This window comes from Roseovarius sp. THAF27 (assembly GCF_009363655.1).
GTDB lineage: Bacteria > Pseudomonadota > Alphaproteobacteria > Rhodobacterales > Rhodobacteraceae > Roseovarius.
This window is the reverse complement of record NZ_CP045393.1, coordinates 1,730,406-1,750,875: the sequence shown is the minus strand read 5'-3', so window position 1 is coordinate 1,750,875 and position 20,470 is coordinate 1,730,406. Positions and strand designations below refer to the sequence as shown.

At 67.0% G+C, this 20,470-nt stretch carries 18 protein-coding genes; 15 read left to right on the top strand and 3 right to left on the bottom strand.

Annotation, left to right across the window (positions count from 1 at the left end):
• Positions 1 to 140: 140 nt before the first annotated feature.
• The 6 genes from fabI to FIU89_RS08715 are packed head-to-tail and all read left to right on the top strand — an operon-like array spanning position 141 to position 6,679.
• Entirely contained in the window at positions 141 to 947 is an 807-nt protein-coding gene (gene fabI, locus FIU89_RS08740; protein ID WP_152492240.1) for an enoyl-ACP reductase FabI, read from the top strand.
• 24 nt (positions 948 to 971) lie between these two features.
• Positions 972 to 1,472: a xanthine phosphoribosyltransferase gene (gpt, locus tag FIU89_RS08735; protein WP_152492239.1), complete on the top strand. Its 501-nt coding sequence runs from the start codon at positions 972 to 974 to the stop codon at positions 1,470 to 1,472.
• Positions 1,473 to 1,481: 9 nt separating this feature from the next.
• Positions 1,482 to 2,669: an aminotransferase gene (locus FIU89_RS08730; RefSeq protein ID WP_152492238.1), complete on the top strand. Its 1,188-nt coding sequence runs from the start codon at positions 1,482 to 1,484 to the stop codon at positions 2,667 to 2,669.
• Positions 2,670 to 2,720: 51 nt separating this feature from the next.
• Complete coding sequence (locus FIU89_RS08725; RefSeq protein WP_152492237.1) at positions 2,721 to 4,562, top strand: peptidylprolyl isomerase; 1,842 nt, start codon at positions 2,721 to 2,723, stop codon at positions 4,560 to 4,562.
• Positions 4,563 to 4,573: 11 nt separating this feature from the next.
• The gene (gene trpE / locus FIU89_RS08720) at positions 4,574 to 6,085 is read left to right on the top strand and encodes an anthranilate synthase component I (RefSeq protein ID WP_152492236.1); all 1,512 of its coding nucleotides are present in this window, start codon (positions 4,574 to 4,576) and stop codon (positions 6,083 to 6,085) included.
• Between the two features lie 54 nt (positions 6,086 to 6,139).
• On the top strand, positions 6,140 to 6,679 hold the full coding sequence (locus FIU89_RS08715) for a pseudouridine synthase (RefSeq protein ID WP_152492235.1): 540 nt from the start codon (positions 6,140 to 6,142) through the stop codon (positions 6,677 to 6,679).
• 73 nt (positions 6,680 to 6,752) lie between these two features.
• Here FIU89_RS08715 and FIU89_RS08710 read toward each other — a convergent pair whose 3' ends face one another.
• Both FIU89_RS08710 and FIU89_RS08705 read right to left on the bottom strand, forming a co-directional pair.
• Complete coding sequence (locus FIU89_RS08710) at positions 6,753 to 7,847, bottom strand: sensor histidine kinase (RefSeq protein WP_152492234.1); 1,095 nt, start codon at positions 7,845 to 7,847, stop codon at positions 6,753 to 6,755.
• A gap of 159 nt (positions 7,848 to 8,006) precedes the next feature.
• Positions 8,007 to 9,629 (bottom strand): divergent polysaccharide deacteylase family protein, encoded by a 1,623-nt coding sequence (locus FIU89_RS08705; RefSeq protein WP_254701831.1) that lies wholly within the window; start codon positions 9,627 to 9,629, stop codon positions 8,007 to 8,009.
• Between the two features lie 121 nt (positions 9,630 to 9,750).
• On the opposite strand from FIU89_RS08705, the gene FIU89_RS08700 reads away from it, so the two are divergent.
• From FIU89_RS08700 to lexA, 6 genes are all read left to right on the top strand, one after another.
• On the top strand, positions 9,751 to 10,332 hold the full coding sequence (locus FIU89_RS08700; RefSeq protein WP_152492233.1) for an aminodeoxychorismate/anthranilate synthase component II: 582 nt from the start codon (positions 9,751 to 9,753) through the stop codon (positions 10,330 to 10,332).
• Positions 10,329 to 11,351: an anthranilate phosphoribosyltransferase gene (gene trpD, locus FIU89_RS08695; protein WP_152492232.1), complete on the top strand. Its 1,023-nt coding sequence runs from the start codon at positions 10,329 to 10,331 to the stop codon at positions 11,349 to 11,351. The genes FIU89_RS08700 and trpD overlap by 4 nt, the downstream gene beginning before the upstream one ends.
• Positions 11,348 to 12,160, top strand: coding sequence for an indole-3-glycerol phosphate synthase TrpC (gene trpC / locus FIU89_RS08690; RefSeq protein ID WP_152492231.1), 813 nt, complete (start codon positions 11,348 to 11,350; stop codon positions 12,158 to 12,160). The genes trpD and trpC overlap by 4 nt, the downstream gene beginning before the upstream one ends.
• Entirely contained in the window at positions 12,160 to 12,636 is a 477-nt protein-coding gene (gene moaC / locus FIU89_RS08685) for a cyclic pyranopterin monophosphate synthase MoaC (RefSeq protein WP_152492230.1), read from the top strand. The genes trpC and moaC overlap by 1 nt, the downstream gene beginning before the upstream one ends.
• A complete protein-coding gene (glp, locus tag FIU89_RS08680) occupies positions 12,633 to 13,805 on the top strand; it encodes a gephyrin-like molybdotransferase Glp (RefSeq protein ID WP_152492229.1) in 1,173 nt (390 codons plus the stop codon). Before moaC ends, glp begins: the two co-directional genes overlap by 4 nt.
• Before the next feature lie 84 nt (positions 13,806 to 13,889).
• Entirely contained in the window at positions 13,890 to 14,600 is a 711-nt protein-coding gene (gene lexA / locus FIU89_RS08675; protein ID WP_152492228.1) for a transcriptional repressor LexA, read from the top strand.
• Here the strand turns inward: lexA and FIU89_RS08670 are convergent.
• Complete coding sequence (locus FIU89_RS08670) at positions 14,594 to 16,627, bottom strand: ComEC/Rec2 family competence protein (protein ID WP_254701830.1); 2,034 nt, start codon at positions 16,625 to 16,627, stop codon at positions 14,594 to 14,596. The two genes, lexA and FIU89_RS08670, sit on opposite strands and share 7 nt — an antisense overlap.
• 85 nt (positions 16,628 to 16,712) lie before the next feature.
• Between FIU89_RS08670 and gltX the strand changes: the two genes are divergently transcribed.
• The 3 genes from gltX (at position 16,713) to FIU89_RS08655 (ending at position 20,413) form a co-directional block, all read left to right on the top strand.
• Positions 16,713 to 18,122 (top strand): glutamate--tRNA ligase, encoded by a 1,410-nt coding sequence (gene gltX, locus FIU89_RS08665; RefSeq protein WP_152492227.1) that lies wholly within the window; start codon positions 16,713 to 16,715, stop codon positions 18,120 to 18,122.
• Between the two features lie 72 nt (positions 18,123 to 18,194).
• Entirely contained in the window at positions 18,195 to 19,490 is a 1,296-nt protein-coding gene (gene gltA, locus FIU89_RS08660; protein WP_152492226.1) for a citrate synthase, read from the top strand.
• A gap of 170 nt (positions 19,491 to 19,660) precedes the next feature.
• On the top strand, positions 19,661 to 20,413 hold the full coding sequence (locus FIU89_RS08655) for a calcium-binding protein (protein ID WP_152492225.1): 753 nt from the start codon (positions 19,661 to 19,663) through the stop codon (positions 20,411 to 20,413).
• Positions 20,414 to 20,470: the final 57 nt, after the last annotated feature.

Below are 20,470 nucleotides of genomic sequence, written 5' to 3'. Positions count from 1 at the left end.
GGCGCGCGATTGCGCAAGTACAACCTGATCGGCCCGCCACGCATTCTCGCCTGCATGCCGTCGCATCCGGTCTTTGGCTTGATGCACCTTTTGCAATCGCCTAAAGCAGTCAGACAAGCGAAGTGGGCCGAGGGCACTGAATGTCAAATCAACTGATGGCGGGCAAGCGTGGGCTGATCATGGGATTGGCCAATGACAAATCCATTGCATGGGGAATCGCCAAGGCCTGCGCCGACGCCGGTGCCGAACTGGCCTTTTCCTACCAGGGCGAGGCGCTGCTGAAACGCGTCAAACCACTGGCCGAGGAACTGGGCAGCGACACCGTCCTGCCTTGCGACGTGGCCGACATGGCCTCGATCGGGGCCCTGTTCGACGAGTTGGAAAAGAAATGGGGCAAGATCGACTTCCTGGTCCATGCCATCGGCTTTTCCGACAAGAACGAGCTGCGCGGCCGCTACGTCGACACCAGCCGCGAGAATTTCATCAAGACGATGGATATCTCGGTCTATTCCTTCACCGCCGTGGCCCATCGCGCCGAGAAATTGATGACCGATGGCGGCTCGATGCTGACGCTGACCTACTATGGCGCCGAACAGGTGATGCCGCATTACAACGTCATGGGCGTGGCCAAGGCAGCTCTCGAGGCGTCGGTGAAATACCTGGCCGAGGACCTGGGCCGCGACGGTATCCGCGTGAACGCCATTTCCGCCGGGCCGATCCGCACGCTGGCCGCCAGCGGCATCGGCGATTTCCGCTATATCCTGAAATGGAACGAGCTGAACTCGCCCCTGCGCCGCAACATCACGATCGAGGATGTGGGCAAGTCCGCGCTCTATCTTCTCAGCGATCTGGGCAGCGGCACCACGGGCGAGAACCTGCACGTGGACGCAGGCTATCACATCGTCGGTATGAAGGCCGTCGACGCGCCGGATATCGACAAGAGCTGATCTGCCCCGGACGGGAGACACCGCATGACCGACCGCCTGCCCCACGAAAAAGGCTTTCACGTCAGCTGGGACCAGCTGCACCGCGATGCCCGCGCGCTGGCCTGGCGGTTGCAGGACGAGGCGCCGGCCGATGCCGACTGGAAGGCCGTGGTCGCCATCACCCGCGGCGGCATGGCCCCCGCGATGATCGTCGCGCGCGAGCTGGACATCCGCGCGGTCGATACGATCAGCGTGAAATCATATGACCACCAGACCCAAGGCAAGCCGAAGATCCTGAAATCCCCCGATCCCGACCTCGTGGGCGATGGCGAGGGGGTACTGATCGTCGATGACCTGGTCGACACCGGCAAGACGCTGGAGGTGGTCCGCGCCGCCCTGCCGAAGGCGCATGTCGCCACCGTCTATGCCAAGCCGCAGGGGCGCGAGCTGGTCCATACCTTCGTGACCGAGGTCAGCCAGGACACCTGGATCTTCTTCCCGTGGGACTTGGCCCTGCAATATGTCGAACCCTATCGCGGGGCCTGAGGGGACAACATGTCAAGCCGCACCGAGACGACCTTTTCGCCCCCGGTGATGGAGGCGCGGCGCTGGCTGGAAGGCGTCACCTTCCCGCCCGAGCGCCCGCTGATCAACGTCAGCCAGGCCGCCCCGGTGGAGCCGCCGCCTGAGCAACTGCGCCGGGTCATCGCCGAGGCAGCGCTCAATGAGCCGCAAGCGCATCTCTACGGCCCCGTGCTGGGCCGCCCGGATCTGCGCGAGGAAGTGGCCCGCCAGTGGTGCGGCGCCTATGGCGGGGCCATCGCGGCCGACCAGGTCGCCATCACCTCGGGCTGCAACCAGGCCTTTGCCGCCACCATCGCCGGGCTGTGTACCGAGGGCGACGAGGTCATCCTGCCCACCCCGTGGTACTTCAATCACAAGATGTGGCTCGACATGCAGGGCGTCACTTCCGTACCCCTGCCCACCGACGACGCGCTGCTGCCCGACCCCGAGCGGGCCGAGGGGCTGATCACCCCCCGCACGCGGGCCATTTCGCTGGTCACCCCCAACAACCCCGGCGGCGTGGAATACCCCGCCGATCTGGTGCGCGCCTTCTTCGATCTGGCGCGCCGCCACAGCATCGCGCTGATCGTGGATGAGACCTACCGCGACTTCGACGCCCGTAGCGGCGCGCCGCATGACCTTTTCACCGATCCCGCGTGGGACGACACGCTCATTCAGCTTTATTCCTTCTCCAAGGCCTATCGCCTGACCGGCCACCGGGTGGGCGCGATGGTCGCCAGCCGCGCACGGCTTGCCGAGGCCGAGAAGTTCCTCGATACCGTCACCATCTGCCCCAACCAGCTGGGCCAGATCGCCGCCCTGTGGGGGATGCAGAACCTTTCCCAATGGCTGGCCGGCGAACGCGACGAGATCCTCGACCGCCGCGCGGCCATTTCCGACAACATGGCCAGGATCGACGGCACAGGCTGGAAACTGATGGGCTGCGGCGCCTATTTCGCCTATCTCCGCCACCCCTTCGCCATGCCGTCCGATGAACTGGCGCAGAAACTGGTGTCCGAGGCCGGCATTTTGCTCTTGCCCGGCACCATGTTTCAGCCCGCCGATGCGCCCCAAGGACAACGCGAATTGCGCGTGGCCTTCGCCAACGTCAACCGCGCCGAGATCGGCACGCTTTTCGACCGGCTGGCCGCGCTTGACTGGCCCCTTGCTCCTCGCTGAAACCGGCCTTAGACAGGCCTGAACCGCAAGAGCAGCCCCGGGGGAGGCCACATGGCAGCCAAAAGCATCACGAAACCGCTTGTCTGGATCTTGATGGGTCTTCTGATCCTCGGTCTTGGCGGCTTCGGCGTCACCAGCCTGTCGGGCACCCTGCGCACGGTCGGCACCGTGGGCGAGGCCGAGATCTCGGTCCAGGACTATTTCCAGGGCCTGCAGAACGAGATCCGCGCCGAAGAGGCCGACCGCGGCGAAAGCATCAGCTTTGCCCAGGCCCGGGAGTTGAACATCCCCGAAAAGGTGATGGGCCAGCTGACCGTGCAGGGCGCGCTGGACCATGAAACCATCGTCAACGACATCTCGGTGGGCGACACGAACCTGGCCGACCAGATCACCTCGATGCGCCAGTTCACCGGGCCGGGCGGCGAATTCGACCGCGAGGCCTACCGCTTTACGCTGGACCGCATGGGCATGAACGAGTCCGAGTTCGAGGACGACATCCGCCGCGAGATCGCCCGCAGCTTCGTGCAGGCCGCGGTGCTGTCCGGCGTCACCATGCCGGATGCCTATACCGACACCGTCAAGCAATACCTCGGCGAACGGCGGGGCATCGAATGGGCCGTGCTGGGCCGCGAGGACCTCGAGGTCGGCGTGCCCGAGCCCAGCGAAGAAGACCTCGCCGCCTTCCACTCCGAGAACGAGGCGCGGTTCACCCGTCCCGAGTTCAAGCGCATCACCTATGCCTGGCTGACGCCCGAGATGATCCTCGACACGGTCGAGGTGGACGAGCAGGCCCTGCGCGACGCCTACGAAGCGCGGCGCGACGAATTCGTGCAGCCCGAGCGCCGGCTGGTCGAACGGCTGGTGTTCTCCGACACCGCCGCCGCCGAAGCCGCGATGGCGCGCATTGAGGAGGGCGAGACCAGCTTCGAGGATCTGGTGGCCGAGCGCGGGCTGGCACTGGCCGATACCGACATGGGCACCGTCACCGCCGCCGATCTGGGCGACGCCGCCGACGCGGTGTTCGGCGCCGCGCCCTCGGAAGTGGTGGGTCCCCTGCCCAGCAGCGTCGGCCCCGCCCTGTTCCGCGTGAACGCGGTGCTTCAGGCCCAGGAAACCACCTTTGAAGAGGCCGAGCCGGAACTGCGCGACATCATCGCCGTCGACCGCGCCCGCCGCGTGGTCGAAGGCCGCGTCGATGCGGTCGACGACCTTTTGGCCGGTGGCGCCACCATCGAGGATCTGGGCGCCGAGACCGCCATGCGCGTGGCCAGCATCGACTGGCATCCCGGCATGTCAGAGGAAATCGCCGCCTACGAGGGCTTCCGCGCCGCCGCCGCGAACCTCGGCGAGGACGACTACCCGGAAGTGATCGAGCTGGAGGATGGCGGCATCTTCGCCATGCGCCTGGACGAGACCGTGCCCCCCACCCTGCAACCGCTCGACGAGGTGCGCGACGCCGTCGCCGAGGCCTGGACCCAGACCAGGATCAACCAGCTTCTGCGCGAGCAGGTCGCCGGCAAGGTCGGACGCCTGGCCACCGGCGAAAGCTTCGAGGAGGTCGAGCTGAGCATCGATGGCAGCGAAGAGGTCACCCGCCGCGGCTTTATCGAGGAAGCCCCGCAGGAGTTCATCCAGACCGTGTTCGGCATGGAGGCGGGCGAGGTCGAGGTGATCAACGGCAACGGCCGCATCTTCGTGCTGAAACTCAACACGATCGAGCCTCCCGACCCCGAGGATGGCGACCTGCAACAGATCGACCGCTTCCTGCGCAACGAGACGGCGGGCAGCCTGTCGCAGGACCTGTTCCAGGTGCTGGCCAACGACATCCGCACCCGCGCCGGTGTCAATTTCGACCAGGGCGCGCTCAACGCCGTGCACAACAACTTTCAGTAAAGGCGGACGCGTTGGACCTCACCCCGTCATTCGAGGATTTCGCCGCAGGGTATGAGGCCGGGCAGAACCAGGTCGTCTACGCCCGGCTGGCCGCTGATCTGGACACGCCCGTGTCGCTGATGCTGAAACTAACGGGCGCGGCCCGCGATGCGTTTCTGCTGGAATCGGTGACCGGTGGCGAGGTGCGCGGACGCTATTCGATGATCGGGATGAAGCCCGACCTCATCTGGCAGTGCCACGGGGACACCAGCCGCATCAACCGGCAGGCCCGGTTCGACGCGGACGCGTTCGAGCCGCTGGAGGGCTCGCCGCTCGACACGCTGCGCGCGCTGATCTGCGAAAGCCGGATCGACCTGCCCGAAGGCCTGCCCGCCGCCAGCGCGGGCCTCTTCGGCTATCTGGGTTATGACATGATCCGGCTGGTCGAACACCTGCCGGACGTGAACCCCGACCCGCTGGGCCTGCCCGATGCGGTGATGATCCGCCCGTCGGTGGTCGCCGTTCTGGACGGTGTGAAGGGCGAGGTGATCGTCGTGGCCCCCGCCTGGGCCAGCGACGGGCAAAGCCCGCGCGCGGCGTATGCCCAGGCCGCCGAGCGGGTGATGGACGCGGTGCGTGATTTGGAACGCGCCCTGCCCCAGCAGGCCCGCGACCTGGGCGACGCGCAAGAGGCGGGCGATCCGGTCAGCAATTTCACCCGCGAGGGCTACAAGGCAGCCGTTGAGAAGGCCAAGGAATATATCCGCGCCGGCGACATCTTTCAGGTCGTGCCCAGCCAGCGCTGGACGCAGGACTTTCCGCAGCCGCCCTTCGCGCTCTATCGCAGCCTGCGGCGCACCAACCCGTCGCCCTTCATGTTCTATTTCAACTTCGGCGGCTTTCAGGTGGTGGGCGCCAGCCCCGAAATTCTGGTGCGCGTCATGGACGGCGAGGTCACGATCCGCCCCATCGCCGGCACGCGCCCCCGCGGTGCAACCCCGGACGAAGACCGAGCCAACGAGGCCGATCTTCTGGGCGACCAGAAAGAGCTGGCCGAGCACCTGATGCTGCTGGATCTGGGCCGCAACGACGTCGGCCGCGTGGCCAGGATCGGCACGGTGCGCCCCACGGAAGAGTTCATCATCGAACGCTACAGCCACGTCATGCACATCGTGTCGAACGTGGTGGGCGAGCTTTCCGACGAGCACGACGCGCTTTCCGCACTGCTGGCCGGCCTGCCCGCCGGCACAGTCAGCGGCGCCCCCAAGGTCCGCGCGATGGAGATCATCGACGAGCTGGAACCCGAAAAGCGCGGCGTCTATGGCGGCGGCGTGGGCTATTTCAGCTGCACCGGCGACATGGATGTCTGCATCGCCTTGCGCACGGCGGTGGTGAAGGACGGCAAACTCTACATCCAGGCGGGCGGCGGCGTGGTCTATGACAGCGACGCCGAGGCCGAGTACATGGAGACCGTCCACAAGTCCAACGCCATCCGCCGCGCCGCCGCCGACGCCACCCGCTTCACCGGCAACGGCAACACGTAGGGTGGGGTTTCACCCCACCTTGACGGGGTTTCACCCCACCACCCCCCGCCCCCCATGCTGATCCTCTTCAACAAACCCATGGGCGTCCTGTCGCAATTCACCGACAAGGGCACGCAAGGCAGTCCGCGCCCCACGCTCTCGGCCTATATCGACATGCCGGGTGTGTACCCCGCCGGGCGGCTCGACCGCGACAGCGAAGGGCTCTTGCTGCTGACCGATGACGGCAAGCTGCAGGCGCGCCTGTCGAACCCGAAATTCAAGACCGAGAAAACCTACCTAGTGCAGGTCGAGGGCGACCCCGATGCCGCCGCGCTCGACGCGCTGGCGAAAGGCGTGACGCTCAAGGACGGTCCTACCCGGCCCGCCAAGGCCCGCCGCATCGACCCGCCCGACCTCTGGCCGCGCGACCCGCCGGTCCGATTCCGCAAATCCGTGCCCGATTGCTGGCTGGAAATCACCATATCAGAAGGCCGCAATCGGCAGGTCCGCCGCATGACGGCCCACGTGGGCCACCCCACCCTGCGGCTGGTGCGCTGGCGGGTGGGCGATTTCACGCTGGACGGGCTCGATCCCGGCACGTGGCGCGAGGCCTGACCCGGGCGGTCTTGTCCGCACCGTCGCCGGGCACGCCACGATCCGCCGCCGAGTCGCGCCGGTCCGGACCGCTCTACGCCGCCGCGGGTGTGAAGGTCAGCGTCGCCACGACCCCATGGGCGCCGTTGCGCAAGTCCAGGTCCGTGCCAAGCTCCAGGCAGATCACCTCGGCGATCTTCATTCCCAGACCGGCGGACTCGATCCCGTGGTCGGGCGGAAGGCCCACGCCGGTATCCGAACAGGTCAGCCGGACCTGTCCGTCCGGTTCGAGACCCAGTTCGACCGTCACGCTGCCAGTATGCCCGTCGCGAAACCCGTGCTTGAAGGAATTCGCGACGAATTCGTTCACGAAGGTCCCCACCGCCACGGCCTGCTGCGCCGGGACCGAGACCGGCGTCGTCGCCACCTCGAGCGTGACCCCCTCAGGCGCCAGCCCCTCCAGCTGCGCGCAGACGCTGGTCAGGAAGGCGCCCAGTTCTACCACGCCGTGGTCGTCGGACTGGTACAGCATCTCGTGCAACTGCGTGAGCGCGTCGATCCGGGTCTTGACCATCGATAGGGCCAGCTTCGCGTCGTCCGACGCAAAGGCCCTGGATTGAAGATTGGTGAAGGAAGACAGCGATTGCAGCGAATTCTTGACCCTGTGATCCACCTCGCGGCGCAGGATATCGGCCGACCGCAGCGCCTTGCGCATTTCCAGCAGGGTCACGACCTGCCGCGCCAGAACGCGCAGGGTGTCACGCTGCAACGCGGTCAGTTCGCGGGGCTCGTAGTCCAGAACGCAAAGCGTGCCCAGCGGCAGCCCGTCCTGGGTGGTCAGCAGCGCCCCGGCATAAAAGCGCAGGCCGGGCTCGCCACAGCACAGCGGGTTGTCCTGCATCCTCGGATCATCCAGCGTGTCCCGGATCTCGGCAAACTCGTCTTGCAGGATCACATGCGCACAGATCGAGGTCGCCAGCGGCGTCTCGCGCACCCCAAGCCCGGTTTCCGCCTTGAACCACTGCCGTTCGGCATCGATGAAGTTGACCACCGAGATCGCCGTGCCGCAGGTCGCCGCGGCCAGCTTCACGATCTCGTCGAACTCCTGCTCGGGATCCGTGTCGAGGATCTCGAAGTCGCGCAGCGCGGCAAGTCTGCGCTGTTGGAGCGGATGGTGAAGGGCTTGCATGGAAAATGCCTGTCCTGAACTGTGGTCAACTGGGAAATGGCGCTGCCGGGTCTGCTGCGCCGCGTATCGTGGAATATCCGTTTCGTGAAGATTCTTACGACATTCCCCGGGCGCGGCGCAACCGGGGGTGCGCGCACCGTCGCGTCAATCAGGGTTGGCCTACTCTGCCGTCAGCACCGCCGAGACCGGCGCCAGCGCCACGCTGGCCGCTCGGTCCTGCAAGCCCCACAAAAGCAGCGCGCTGATCGTGTCGGGGCGCAGGCGGCCCACCATGATCACACCGCCCTCTTCCTGGCCCGCGCGAAACGCCGCCTGGTCCAGGAACCGGCGCACCGCGCTGGCGCTCTGGCCGTTGGAATCGAAGTCCCGGAACACGGTGGCCGAGGGCACGCCCTGGCGCGCGATCAGCTTTTGCACGGTGTTCAGCCCGTTGGGGAACATCACCAGGCCATGACCGCTGTCTTGCAGGATCGGCGCCAGTTGCTCGGCCGCCTCGCGGCTGGATTGCAGGCCGGTGCCGGTGCCCTCGAAGACCGCGACCGCCTCGGGGACGGCCTCGAGGTAGATGCTCATGGACGTCTCGGCATCGCTGGCGGAGGCATTCTGCGGCAGGTCGACCATGACAAGCACCTCCATCCCCGCAGCGCGATACTTGGCGGCGGTTTCGGCGGCGTTGGCATCCGACGCATCCACCGCAAAGCTGAGCGGATAGGGGAAATCGGCCAATGCGGCCGGGCCGATCGGGCTGGTGCCGTCGTCGATCAGGATGATCGACATCAGCGGCTTGTTCTCGGGGTTCTCGAACGCGGTCGCGTAGCGTTCCAGTCGCGGCAGGTCCTCCGGCGTCGCGCCCTCGGCGGTCTCTGCCTCTGTCTCCGCCGCTTCGGCGGGCGCCGGCTCGGGCTCGGGGTCGTCGATGGCCGTGGGCAGGCGGTTGGTGGTCACGCCATCGGCCAGGTCGCCGATGGTGCCGGCCGCGCCCTCCTCGCTTGCCGTGTCCACGCCTTCGCCACCTGCCTCGCCCTCGGGCGCGGTCATGTCCGCAGGCGCATCGCCCTCCGGGGCCGCTGGCGCGGTGTCTTCCACCGCCTCCTGCGGCTCGGACAGCTCGGCGCCGTCCTGCGCCTCCGGTGCGGGCATGTCGCTGGCCGGTGCCTCCGGGGCGGTCTCCGGCGCGGCGTCGGCCTGCGCCTCGGGCGCGGTCTCGCCGTCCTCCGCGGGGGCCGCATCGCTTTCGCCCGCCGGGTCATCCGCGCCGTCGTCCTCCCTCTCGGGAAAGGCCGCGCTTTCGGTCTCCGGTTCCGGCATCGCGGGCTGCGCCGGCTCGGTGGAAATCGACAGGTCGTCCTCCCCCGTCGGCGCTTCGGGGGCCTGGGCCTGCGGATTGGGCAGCACCGGCTGTTCCGAGCCGACATCGACACCGCTCTCGCCCTCGGGCGAGTCCGGTATGTTCAGGCCGGTCTCGGGCGCGCCGGTTTCGGGCTGGCCCGACGAGGTGGTGTCGGCCCCTTCCAGCGAACTGAGATCATCGGGATCGGGTGCGGTCACCTGCGGCACCGCGTCGGGCGTCTGCGTGTCCTGCAGCTTGGGCAGGGACACCGCGTCATCCTCCCGCGACTGGTCGAATTCCGAGCCCGCGGGCACTTCCACTTCGGTCGCCTCGGGCGGCGCATCGCCCGGCAGGTCGCTCAACACGGAAAGCCCGCCCAGGAGAAGCCCCGACACCGCCGTTCCCGTCACCAATCCGGCAAGATATCCGCGTAACACTGCTTTTGCCCTCATATTTCTTTCTTAACAGTTTTGCGCCTCTTGACCCTGCCGCGCAACCCTGAGCATCTATATCGCGATTGAAAGCCCGGGTCATAGGCCCGAAATGACACGGCGCAGACGGGAAATTGGCGACATGTTGCTGCTCATCGATAATTACGACAGTTTCACCTACAACCTCGTGCAATACGTGGGCGAGCTGGGGGCGGACGTGAAAGTGCACCGCAACGACGCCCTGAACGTGCAGGAGGCGATGGCGATGAAACCCGCGGGCATCCTGCTGTCCCCCGGCCCCGGCACGCCGTCCCAGGCCGGCATCTGCAAGGCGCTGATCGAGGCGTCGGCGGATACCGAAACGCCGCTCTTGGGCGTCTGCCTTGGCCACCAGGCCATCGGCGAGGTCTTCGGCGGCACGGTCACGCGCCACTCGGACATCGTGCACGGCAAGATGGGCACGATGCATCACACCGCCTCCGGCGTCTTCGCCGGACTGCCCACGCCGTTCGAGGCGACACGCTATCACTCGCTCGTCGTGGCGCGCGAGACCTGCCCCGATGTGCTCGATATCACGGCGGAACTCGAGGACGGCACGATCATGGGCCTGCAACACAAGTCGCTGCCCATCCACGGCGTGCAGTTCCACCCCGAATCGATCCGCTCGGAACACGGGCACGCGTTGCTGAAGAATTTCCTCGACGTGATGAAGGTGCCCGCGTGAGCGACAGCCTGAAGCCCCTGATCGGCGCCGCCGCCGACCGCCCCCTGACCCGGGACGAGGCCGAGGCGGCCTTTACTACGCTCTTCGAAGGCGAGGCGACACCCGCGCAGATGGGCGGCTTCCTGATGGCCCTGCGCACGCGCGGCGAGACGGTGGACGAATACGCCGCCGCCGCCGCCGTGATGCGCGCCAAGTGCCACAAGGTCCGCGCGCCCAAAGGCGCGATGGACATCGTCGGCACCGGGGGCGACGGCAAGGGCACGCTCAACATCTCGACCGCCACCGCCTTTGTCGTGGCCGGCGCGGGCGTGCCGGTCGCCAAGCACGGCAACCGCAACCTCAGCTCCAAGTCCGGCGCGGCCGATGCGCTCACTCAGATGGGCGTCAACGTGATGATCGGGCCGGATGTGGTTGAAAAGGCTTTGGAAAAGGCCGGGATCGCCTTCATGATGGCGCCCATGCATCATCCGGCCATGGCCCATGTCGGCCCCGTCCGTGCCGAGCTGGGAACGCGCACGATCTTCAACATCCTCGGCCCGCTCACCAATCCCGCGGGCGTCAAGCGCCAGCTGACAGGCGCCTTCAGCGCGGCGCTCATCCGCCCCATGGCCGAAACCCTGGGTCAGCTCGGGGCCGAACGCGCCTGGCTGGTCCATGGCGGCGACGGCACCGACGAGCTGAGCATTTCCGCCCCCAGCCAGGTGGCGGCGCTGGAAGAGGACGGCACCATACGCGAGGCGGAAATTCACCCCGAGGATGCCGGCCTGCCCGTGCACCCGTTCGAGGATATTTTGGGCGGCACGCCCGAGGAAAACGGCCGCGCCTTCCGCGCGCTGTTGGACGGCGCACAAGGCGCCTACCGCGACGCCGTGCTGCTGAACGCCGCCGCAGCCCTTGTGGTGGCGGGCCACGCGGACGACCTCAAGCAAGGCGTCGAGCAGGCCCGCGACAGCATCGACAGCGGCGCCGCCCGCGCCCGGATCGAGACCCTTGCCAAAATCACATCGGAGGCCGCATGAGCACGCCGTCCATCCTTGAAAAGATCAAGGCCTACAAGCTGGAGGAAATCGCCGCAGCAAAGGCCGACAAGCCCTTGGAAAAGCTGGAATCCGAGGCCGCGAACGCCCCGCCCGTGCGGCCTTTCGGAAATGCACTCCTGCAGGCCAGCAAGACCGGCTTCGGCCTGATTGCCGAGATCAAGAAGGCCAGCCCGTCCAAGGGCCTCATCCGCGAAGATTTCGACCCCGCGGCGCTTGCCGCCGCCTATGCCGAGGGCGGCGCCACCTGCCTGTCGATCCTGACCGACACGCCCAGCTTTCAGGGCGCGCCAGAATACCTGATGCAGGCCCGCGAGGCCTGCGATCTGCCGTTGCTGCGCAAGGATTTCCTTTACGATCCCTACCAGGTGGTCGAGGCCCGCGCCTGGGGCGCGGACTGCATCCTGATCATCATGGCCTCGGTCAGCGACTCGCAGGCCATCGAACTGGAGGAGGCCGCCATCGCACACGGCATGGATTCGCTGATCGAGGTGCACAACGAGGAAGAGCTGGAACGCACGAACCTGCTGAAATCCAACCTTCTGGGCATCAACAACCGCGATCTCAACACCTTCGAGACCTCGCTCGACACCACCAAGCGCCTGGCCCGGCTGGCCCCCATCGAGCACCTTCTGATCTCGGAAAGCGGGTTCTACACCAATGACGACCTCGCGGAAATGGCACGCTACGGCACGCGCTGCTTCCTCATCGGCGAAAGCCTGATGCGGCAAGAGGATGTCACCGCCGCAACCCGCGATATCCTGTCCGGCTCCGCGCCGGCGGCGCATTGATGGCTGGGCTCACGCATTTCGACGGCAAGGGCGACGCCCACATGGTCGACGTCTCGGACAAGGACGTGACGGCGCGCGTCGCCGTGGCCGAGGCCCATGTCAAGATGGCCCGCGAAACCTTTGATATCATTACCGAAGGTCGCGCGAAGAAGGGCGATGTCCTTGCCGTTGCGCGGCTCGCCGGCATCATGGGTGCCAAGCGCACGTCCGAGCTGATCCCGCTCTGCCATCCGCTGCCCATCGCCAAGGTCGCGGTGGAGCTGACCCCCGACCCCGACTTGCCCGGCATCCGCATCACCGCCACCGTCAAGACCACCGGCCAGACCGGCGTCGAGATGGAGGCGCTGACGGCGGCCAGCAGCGCCGCCCTGACGGTCTATGACATGGCCAAGGCCGTTGACCGCGCGATGGAAATCGGCGGGCTGCGCGTGGTGCTGAAAGACGGCGGAAAATCAGGCCGTTACGAGGCGAAATGATCACCGTCGACGAGGCCCTTGCGCACCTCTTTTCGCTCGTCTCCCCGCTGGAGCCGGAAACTGTTCCCTTGCGCGAGGCGCATGGCCGCGTTCTGGCGCAGGATGCCGAGGCGCGGCGTGACCAGCCGCCGTTCGACGCCTCCTCGATGGACGGCTACGCCCTGAAGGCGTCCGAGGCCGCTTCCGGCGCCAGCTTCGAAATCATCGGCGAATCCGCCGCCGGGCATGGCTTTGCCGGCACCGTCGGCGCGCATCAGGCCGTGCGCATCTTCACCGGCGCGCCGGTGCCCGAAGGCGCCGACAAGGTCGTGATCCAGGAGGATGTCAGCCGCGACGGCGACCGCATCACCCTCGGCGACAGGCTTGAGGACAAGCCGAACATCCGCCCCCGCGGCGACGACTTCCGCACCGGCGACCGGATCGAGGCGCCCCGCCTGCTCTCGCCCGAGGACGTGGCGCTGCTGGCGTCGATGAACGTGGCCGAGGTCACCGTCACCCGCAAACCCAAGGTGGCCCTCATCGCCACCGGCGACGAGCTGGTCATGCCCGGCGAGGACCCCGGCCCCGATCAGATCATCGCGTCCAATTCCTTCGGCCTCTGCGCCCTGCTCGACACTCTGGGCGCCGAGCCCCGCATGCTGCCCATCGCCGGCGACACGCGCGAGGCGCTGGAAACCGCCTTCGACCTCGCCAAGGGCGCCGACCTGGTGGTCACCATCGGCGGCGCGTCGGTGGGTGACCATGACCTCGTCGGCGCTGTGGCGGGCGATCTTGGCATGGAGCGGTCGTTCTACAAGGTCAGGATGCGCCCCGGCAAACCCCTCATGGCCGGTCGCATGGGCGAGGCCGCCATGCTGGGCCTGCCCGGCAACCCGGTCTCGGCCATGGTCTGCGGGCACATCTTCATGGCCCCGATGATCCGCGCCATGCAGGGACTTGGCGCACACCCTGCCCCGCGCCTTTCGGCCAAACTCGCCGCCGACATGCCCCCCGGCGGCCCGCGCGAACATTACATGCGCGCCCAGGTCGAGAATGGCAGCATCCTGCCCGAACGCAGCCAGGACAGCGGCATGCTCTCGGTCCTGGCCCGCGCCAACGCGCTGCTGATCCGGCCCGCAGACGATGCCCCCCGAGCGCAGGGCGACCGGGTCGATTACGTGCCGATCTGACCCGTATATCCACAGACCCGTTGACACAAAACAAGAACATGCGTAGAACAAATGTAAACGCATGGACCGTGGAGGCGTGAGAAAATGCTGACCAAGAAGCAGCTCGATCTGCTGGAATTCATTCACAAGCGGGTGCAGCGCGACGGTGTGCCGCCCAGCTTCGACGAGATGAAGGATGCGCTGGACCTGCGCTCGAAATCCGGCATCCACCGCCTGATCACGGCCCTGGAGGAACGCGGCTTCATCCGCCGCCTTGCCCACCGTGCGCGGGCGCTGGAAATCATCAAGCTGCCCGAAAGCATGGGCGGAGACATGATCGGCGGCAGCGGCGGCTTCACCCCCCGCGTGATAGACGGCGACCGCCCCGAGGCCGCGCAACCCGCCAATGCCCAGCCGGTCGCGCCGGTGCATGCGCTGGAGCTGCCCGTCATGGGCCGCATCGCCGCCGGTGTCCCGATCGAGGCGATCGCCCATGCCAGCCACAACGTCGCCGTCCCCGGCGACATGATCGCCGGCCCCGGCCAGCATTACGCGCTCGAGGTCAAGGGCGACTCGATGATCGAGGCGGGCATCAATGACGGCGACGTGGTGGTGATCCGCGAGACGTCGACCGCTGATAACGGCGATATCGTCGTGGCGCTGGTGGACGATCAGGAAGCGACGCTGAAGAAATTCTATCGCCGCGGCAACGCCATAGCCTTGGAGGCTGCGAACCCCGCCTACGAGACCCGCGTCCTGCCCGAGGACCAGGTCAAGGTGCAGGGCCGCCTTGTGGGTCTGATCCGCACCTACTGAAGCGTACCAGACCGCCGCCGGCGGTCCGTATTCCAAAGCCGCGCGCCCGTCATGTCGCGGGCAGTGACGGCCCTGAGCCCGCCTTTCTCGCGCCAGATTGCCAGCGCCCCCGTTTCCTTCAGCGTATCCGGATGGATCGTCCGGCATGGCAATTGGGCCTGCGGCACGTTGTTGAACACCACCCAATCCTTTGGGCCGCACTCGGTGAATTCTTCCGCCGCGCGCTTGCCCCGCACGGCGGTGATCGGCCAGCCGTCGCCGCCCGCGACCTTGGTCCAGCGGGCAAAAGCGCCCTCCTGGTCCACCGGATCGCCGTCATTCTCCAGCCAGTTCGCGGCGACAAAGCCCGACGCGCGGCCCGTGGAGAGCGCCCGGCCCTCGGGCGTCATCACACCCACAAGGCTGCCAGTGTCCGAGACGAGGATATCCGGTCGCTCCGCCTCGGCCCAAAGGACAAAGGCCAGCGCCACCGGCACCACCCCGGCAAACCGCGCCCGCCCCTGCCAGAGCACCACGAAAAGCGCCCCCAGCGACAGAAGCGGCAGCACCCAGGGCCCCGGGCGCACCACCGTGCCCCGGGCGCCGTCCAGCCCCGAGACCCAATGCGCCACGCCCAGGATCCACTCCAGCGCGGGCTGCATCACGGCGAGCGCCAGCCCCTCCACCCCCAAGGGCATCAACAGCCCCGCCAGCACCGCCATGGGCATCACCAGCACACCCATCAGCGGCACGCTCATCAGGTTCGCCACCAGCCCGTAATGCGCGATCTGGTTGAAATGCGCCGCCGCAATCGGCGCCGTCGCCAGGCCGGCCACGAAGGACGACATGACCACGGCCCAGACGGGCCGCATCCATTTCGGCCCCAGGCGCCAGTCCCGGTCGCGCAAGGCCCCGAACACCGCCACCAGCGCCGTGGTGGCGGCAAAGGACATCTGGAACCCCGGCCCCATCAGCGCCTCCGGTCGCAGCACCAGGATAATGCAGGCCGCCAGCGCCACGGCCCGCAAGCTGAGCGCGCGCCGGTCCGCCAGCACCGCCAGCAGCATCACCGCCACCATCACGAACGCCCGCTCGGTCGCCACGTTGCCGCCCGACAGCGCCAGATATCCCGCCGCCGCCAGCAACGCGCCCACCGCCGCGATCTTCTTGGTGGGCAGGCGCAACCCCCAGCCCGGCACGGCGGCCATCCCCAGCCGCAGCGCGCCAAAGACGAACCCGGCCAGCAGCCCCATATGCAGCCCCGAAATCGCCAGCAGATGCGCCAGGTTCGACACGCGCAGCGCCGTCAGCGTCTCCTGCCCCATGCCCGAGCGGTCGCCGGTCATGATCGCCGCCGCGAACGCCCCGGACTCGCCCGGCATCTGCGCCTGGATACGGCCCGACAACGCCATGCGCGTCTTGAACAGGATCTGCCCGCCCGCCGCCGGTTCCAGCAGCAGGACAGGCGTGCGGGTATAGCCCACCGCCCCCAGCCCCTTGAACCACGCGTGCCGCTGGAAATCGAAGCCCCCCGGCTCTACAGGGCCGGCGGGTGGCGACAGGTGCGCGGTCAGGATCAGCGTCTCGCCCGGTTGCGGATCGGCGCCCTCCGCCGCGCCGTGAAACGAGACCCGCACGCGCCCCGGCGTCCGCTCGGGGGCCATGTAGCGCAGCACCACGCGGTCCAGCGTCACCCGCAGCGCGTCAGAGCCCGAGCGGTCGATATCCACCACGCGCCCCTCCACCGGGCCGTAATAGCGCCAGCCCAGCTTGGCATCGGCCACGCCATGCGCCCGGGCCGCGGCGATGCAGAGCCCGATCGCCACCAGTGCCACGGCCCAGATCACCGGCGCCAGCCGCGCGCCGACATAGCGCAGCAGCGCAAGCGCCATGCCGACGCCTCCGGCCAATGCGGCGTACACCCATAGCGGCGGCTCGGACTTCAGCCCGAAATAGAGCGCGATCCCGCAGGCCAGCATCACCGGCACCCATGCAAACAGGTGCCCTCGCTGATCCAGCCAGGCGGTGATGGCACGATGCCAAGGCACCAAGGCTTGTCTCCCTTTTCATGGGCCGATAGACAGGCACCGTAACGATACGTCCCCCATGCTTACCGAAAGGTTAACCGGCCCCATGTCGCAGCCAGTTGTCACCCGTTTTGCCCCTTCGCCGACCGGATACCTGCATATCGGCGGGGCGCGCACGGCGCTTTTCAACTGGCTTTTCGCGCGGCGTCACGGCGGCAGCTTTCTCTTGCGGATCGAGGATACCGACCGTGCCCGCTCGACCCCCGAGGCAACGCAGGCGATCCTGGACGGGCTGGCGTGGCTCGGCCTCGACCATGACGGCGAGGCGGTCAGCCAGGCCGCCCGCGCCGACCGCCACGCCGAGGTGGCGAACGAACTGCTGACCAAGGGCCAGGCCTACAAATGCTTTGCCACGCAGGAGGAAATACAGGCGTTCCGCGACGCGGCCAAGGCCGAGGGCCGCTCGACCCTCTATCGCAGCCCGTGGCGCGACGCCGATCCCGCCACGCACCCCGACGCGCCCTACGTCATCCGCATCAAGGCCCCGCTCGACGGCACGACCACCATCGCCGACAAGGTGCAGGGCGACGTCACCATCCGCAACGATCAACTGGACGACATGGTCCTGCTGCGCTCGGACGGCACGCCGGTCTACATGCTGGCCGTGGCGGTGGACGACCACGACATGGGCGTCACCCACGTCATCCGCGGCGACGACCACCTCAACAACGCCGCCCGCCAAATGCTGATCTACACCGCCATGGGCTGGCCCCTGCCGGTCTACGCCCATATCCCGCTGATCCACGGCCCCGACGGCAAGAAGATGAGCAAGCGCCACGGTGCGCTCGGCGTCGACGAGTACCAGAAGCAGGGGTACCCGGCCGCGGGCATGCGCAACTATCTCGCCCGCCTGGGCTGGAGCCACGGCGACGACGAGTTCTTCACCGACGACCAGGCGAAGGCATGGTTCGACCTCGACGGGATCGGCAAATCCCCCGCCCGGTTCGACTTCAAGAAGCTGGACAATCTCTGCGGCCAGCATATTGCCGCCAGCGACGATGCTGCGCTGCTGCATGAACTGAACGGCTTCCTTGACGCGACGGCATCCGATCCGCTGCCCGAAGCGAAACAGGCGCTGCTTCTGGACGGCATGTACTGCCTCAAGGAGCGCGCGAAGAATTTTCCTGAACTTCTTGATAAGGCAGAATTTATTCTGGCGGACCGACCGATCGAACCGGACACGAAGGCCGCCGCGCAGCTGGACGCAGTATCCCGTGGTATACTGAACGAATTGACGCCGCACTTGCAAAATGCTAACTGGTCGCGCAACGATCTGGAAGAGGCGGCGAATGCGTTTGCCGCCTCCAAGGATCTAAAGTTCGGCAAGCTGGCCGGCCCGATGCGGGCCGCGCTGGCCGGTCGGGCGGCAACACCGAGCGTGTTTGACATGATGCTGGTCCTGGGCCGGGAGGAATCCCTCGCCCGACTGAACGATGCTGCCTCGAAGAGTGTTTAACACTCTTGTAAGGTGCACTGGATTAAGCAGCCAAGACGCGCCGCGCGTCACGGCTTGACGAGGGAGACCCTGATGGCAGACAGTACCAAATCCGCGAAACTGACGATCGGCGACAAGGAATACGAACTTCCGGTCTATTCCCCCACCGCCGGCCCGGACGTGATCGACATCCGCAAGCTCTACGCGCAGGCGGGCGTCTTCACCTATGACCCCGGCTTCACTTCGACCGCCAGCTGCGACAGCACGATCACCTATATCGACGGCGGCAAGGGCGAGCTTCTGCACCGCGGCTACCCGATCGACCAGCTGGCTGAGAAATCGCATTACCTCGAGGTCTGCTACCTGCTGCTCTATGGCGAGCTGCCTTCCGCCGCCCAGCTGGAGGATTTCGAGAACCGTGTGACCAACCACACCATGCTGCACGAACAGATGCACTTCCTGTTCCGCGGCTACCGTCGGGATGCGCACCCGATGGCCATCATGGTCGGCGTGGTGGGCGCGCTTTCCGCCTTCTACCACGACAGCACCGACATCTCGGACCCGTGGCAGCGCGAGGTCGCGACGATCCGCCTGATCGCCAAGATGCCGACCATCGCCTCGATGGCGTACAAGTACACGCTGGGCCAGCCCTTCGTCTATCCGCGCAACGATGTGGACTATGCGTCGAACTTCCTGCGCATGTGCTTTGCCGTCCCGGCCGAGGATTACGAGGTCAACCCGATCCTCAGCCGCGCCATGGACCGCATCTTTACCCTGCATGCCGACCACGAGCAGAACGCCTCGACCTCCACGGTCCGGCTGGCGTCGTCGTCGGGCGCCAACCCCTTCGCCTGTGTCGCGGCGGGCATCGCCTGCCTCTGGGGTCCGGCCCATGGCGGCGCCAACCAGGCCTGCCTGGAGATGCTGCAGGAAATCGGCACGCCCGACCGCATCCCGGAATTCATCGCGCGGGCCAAGGACAAGGACGATCCGTTCCGCCTGATGGGCTTCGGCCACCGCGTCTACAAGAACTTCGACCCCCGCGCCAAGGTGATGAAACAATCCGCCGACGAGGTGCTCGACCTCTTGGGGATCGAGAACAACCCGACGCTGCAAGTCGCCAAGGAACTTGAGAAACAGGCGCTGGAAGATTCCTACTTCACCGAGAAGAAGCTCTTCCCCAACGTCGATTTCTACTCGGGCATCATCCTCGAGGCGATGGGCTTCCCGACCTCGATGTTCACGCCCATCTTCGCGCTCAGCCGCACGGTGGGCTGGATTTCGCAGTGGAAGGAAATGATCGGCGATCCGCAACTGAAAATCGGCCGCCCGCGTCAGCTCTACAAGGGCGAGACGCTGCGCGATTACGTGGACATGGAAAACCGCTGAGCGCGACCTTCCTGCCGTTCCGAAACGCCCCGCCAGCGCGGGGCGTTTTCTTTGTGCCCGCAGGATGGCTAAAATTGTAGCCAAGTGATGTGCGGCGGCCGGTCGCGCATTTACCGCCGGTTCAGTCTCCTGCGCCATGATGCCCGCAACCGGGCAACTTGGGGCGCATCATGGCGATACTCGGCATCCTGATACTGATCGGCGGCGCAATGGCCGGCCTCGTGGGGCTGGGCGGGATCGACCTGCCCGAGTTTGCACCGGACGACACAACCGAAGACTCCGCCGAGGCTGAGGCGCAGGCCGCCGCGCGCAGCGATCTCCTGCTGGGCGGCGACGGCGCCGAGCTTCTGGCGGGGGGCACCGGCGGCGACTGGCTCATCGGCTTCGATGGCGACGACACGCTGACCGGCGGCGCGGGCGGCGACGTCATCATTCCCGGCACCGGGCAGGACGCGGTTGCCGCCGGCGACGGCCACGATTTCGTCGAGGCGGCCAATGTCGTGGACGAGGCTGCCCTGCGCAGTTCCGCCGCCGGGGCCGACGATATCTTCGACATCGCGTTCGCCTACGACCTGCCGGCCGCGTCCGATGCCGGCGACCTGGTCGACCTCGGCGCGGGCGACGACACCGTGGTGGCAGGCTCCGACGACACCATCGCCGGCGGTCCCGGCGGCGACGAGTTTGCCTTGGGCGACTGGATCGCCGGCGACGCCCCGGTCGAGATCGCGGATTTCGACGCGGCGGAGGATATCATCACCTTCGTCTACGACCGGGACGGGGACGCCCCCGAACTGTCGGTCGCGCGGAACGAGACGACGGGCGTCACCACCATCATGGCCGATGGCCGCTCGATCGCCGTCCTGCGCGACACCAGCCCGGACTTCTCGTTGCGCAATGTCGCCATAGGCCGCTACACGGCCTGAGCTTTCCGTGGTCCCGCCCGAAAATCAACGCTTCTTCCAAATCGGAAAAATTGTTTC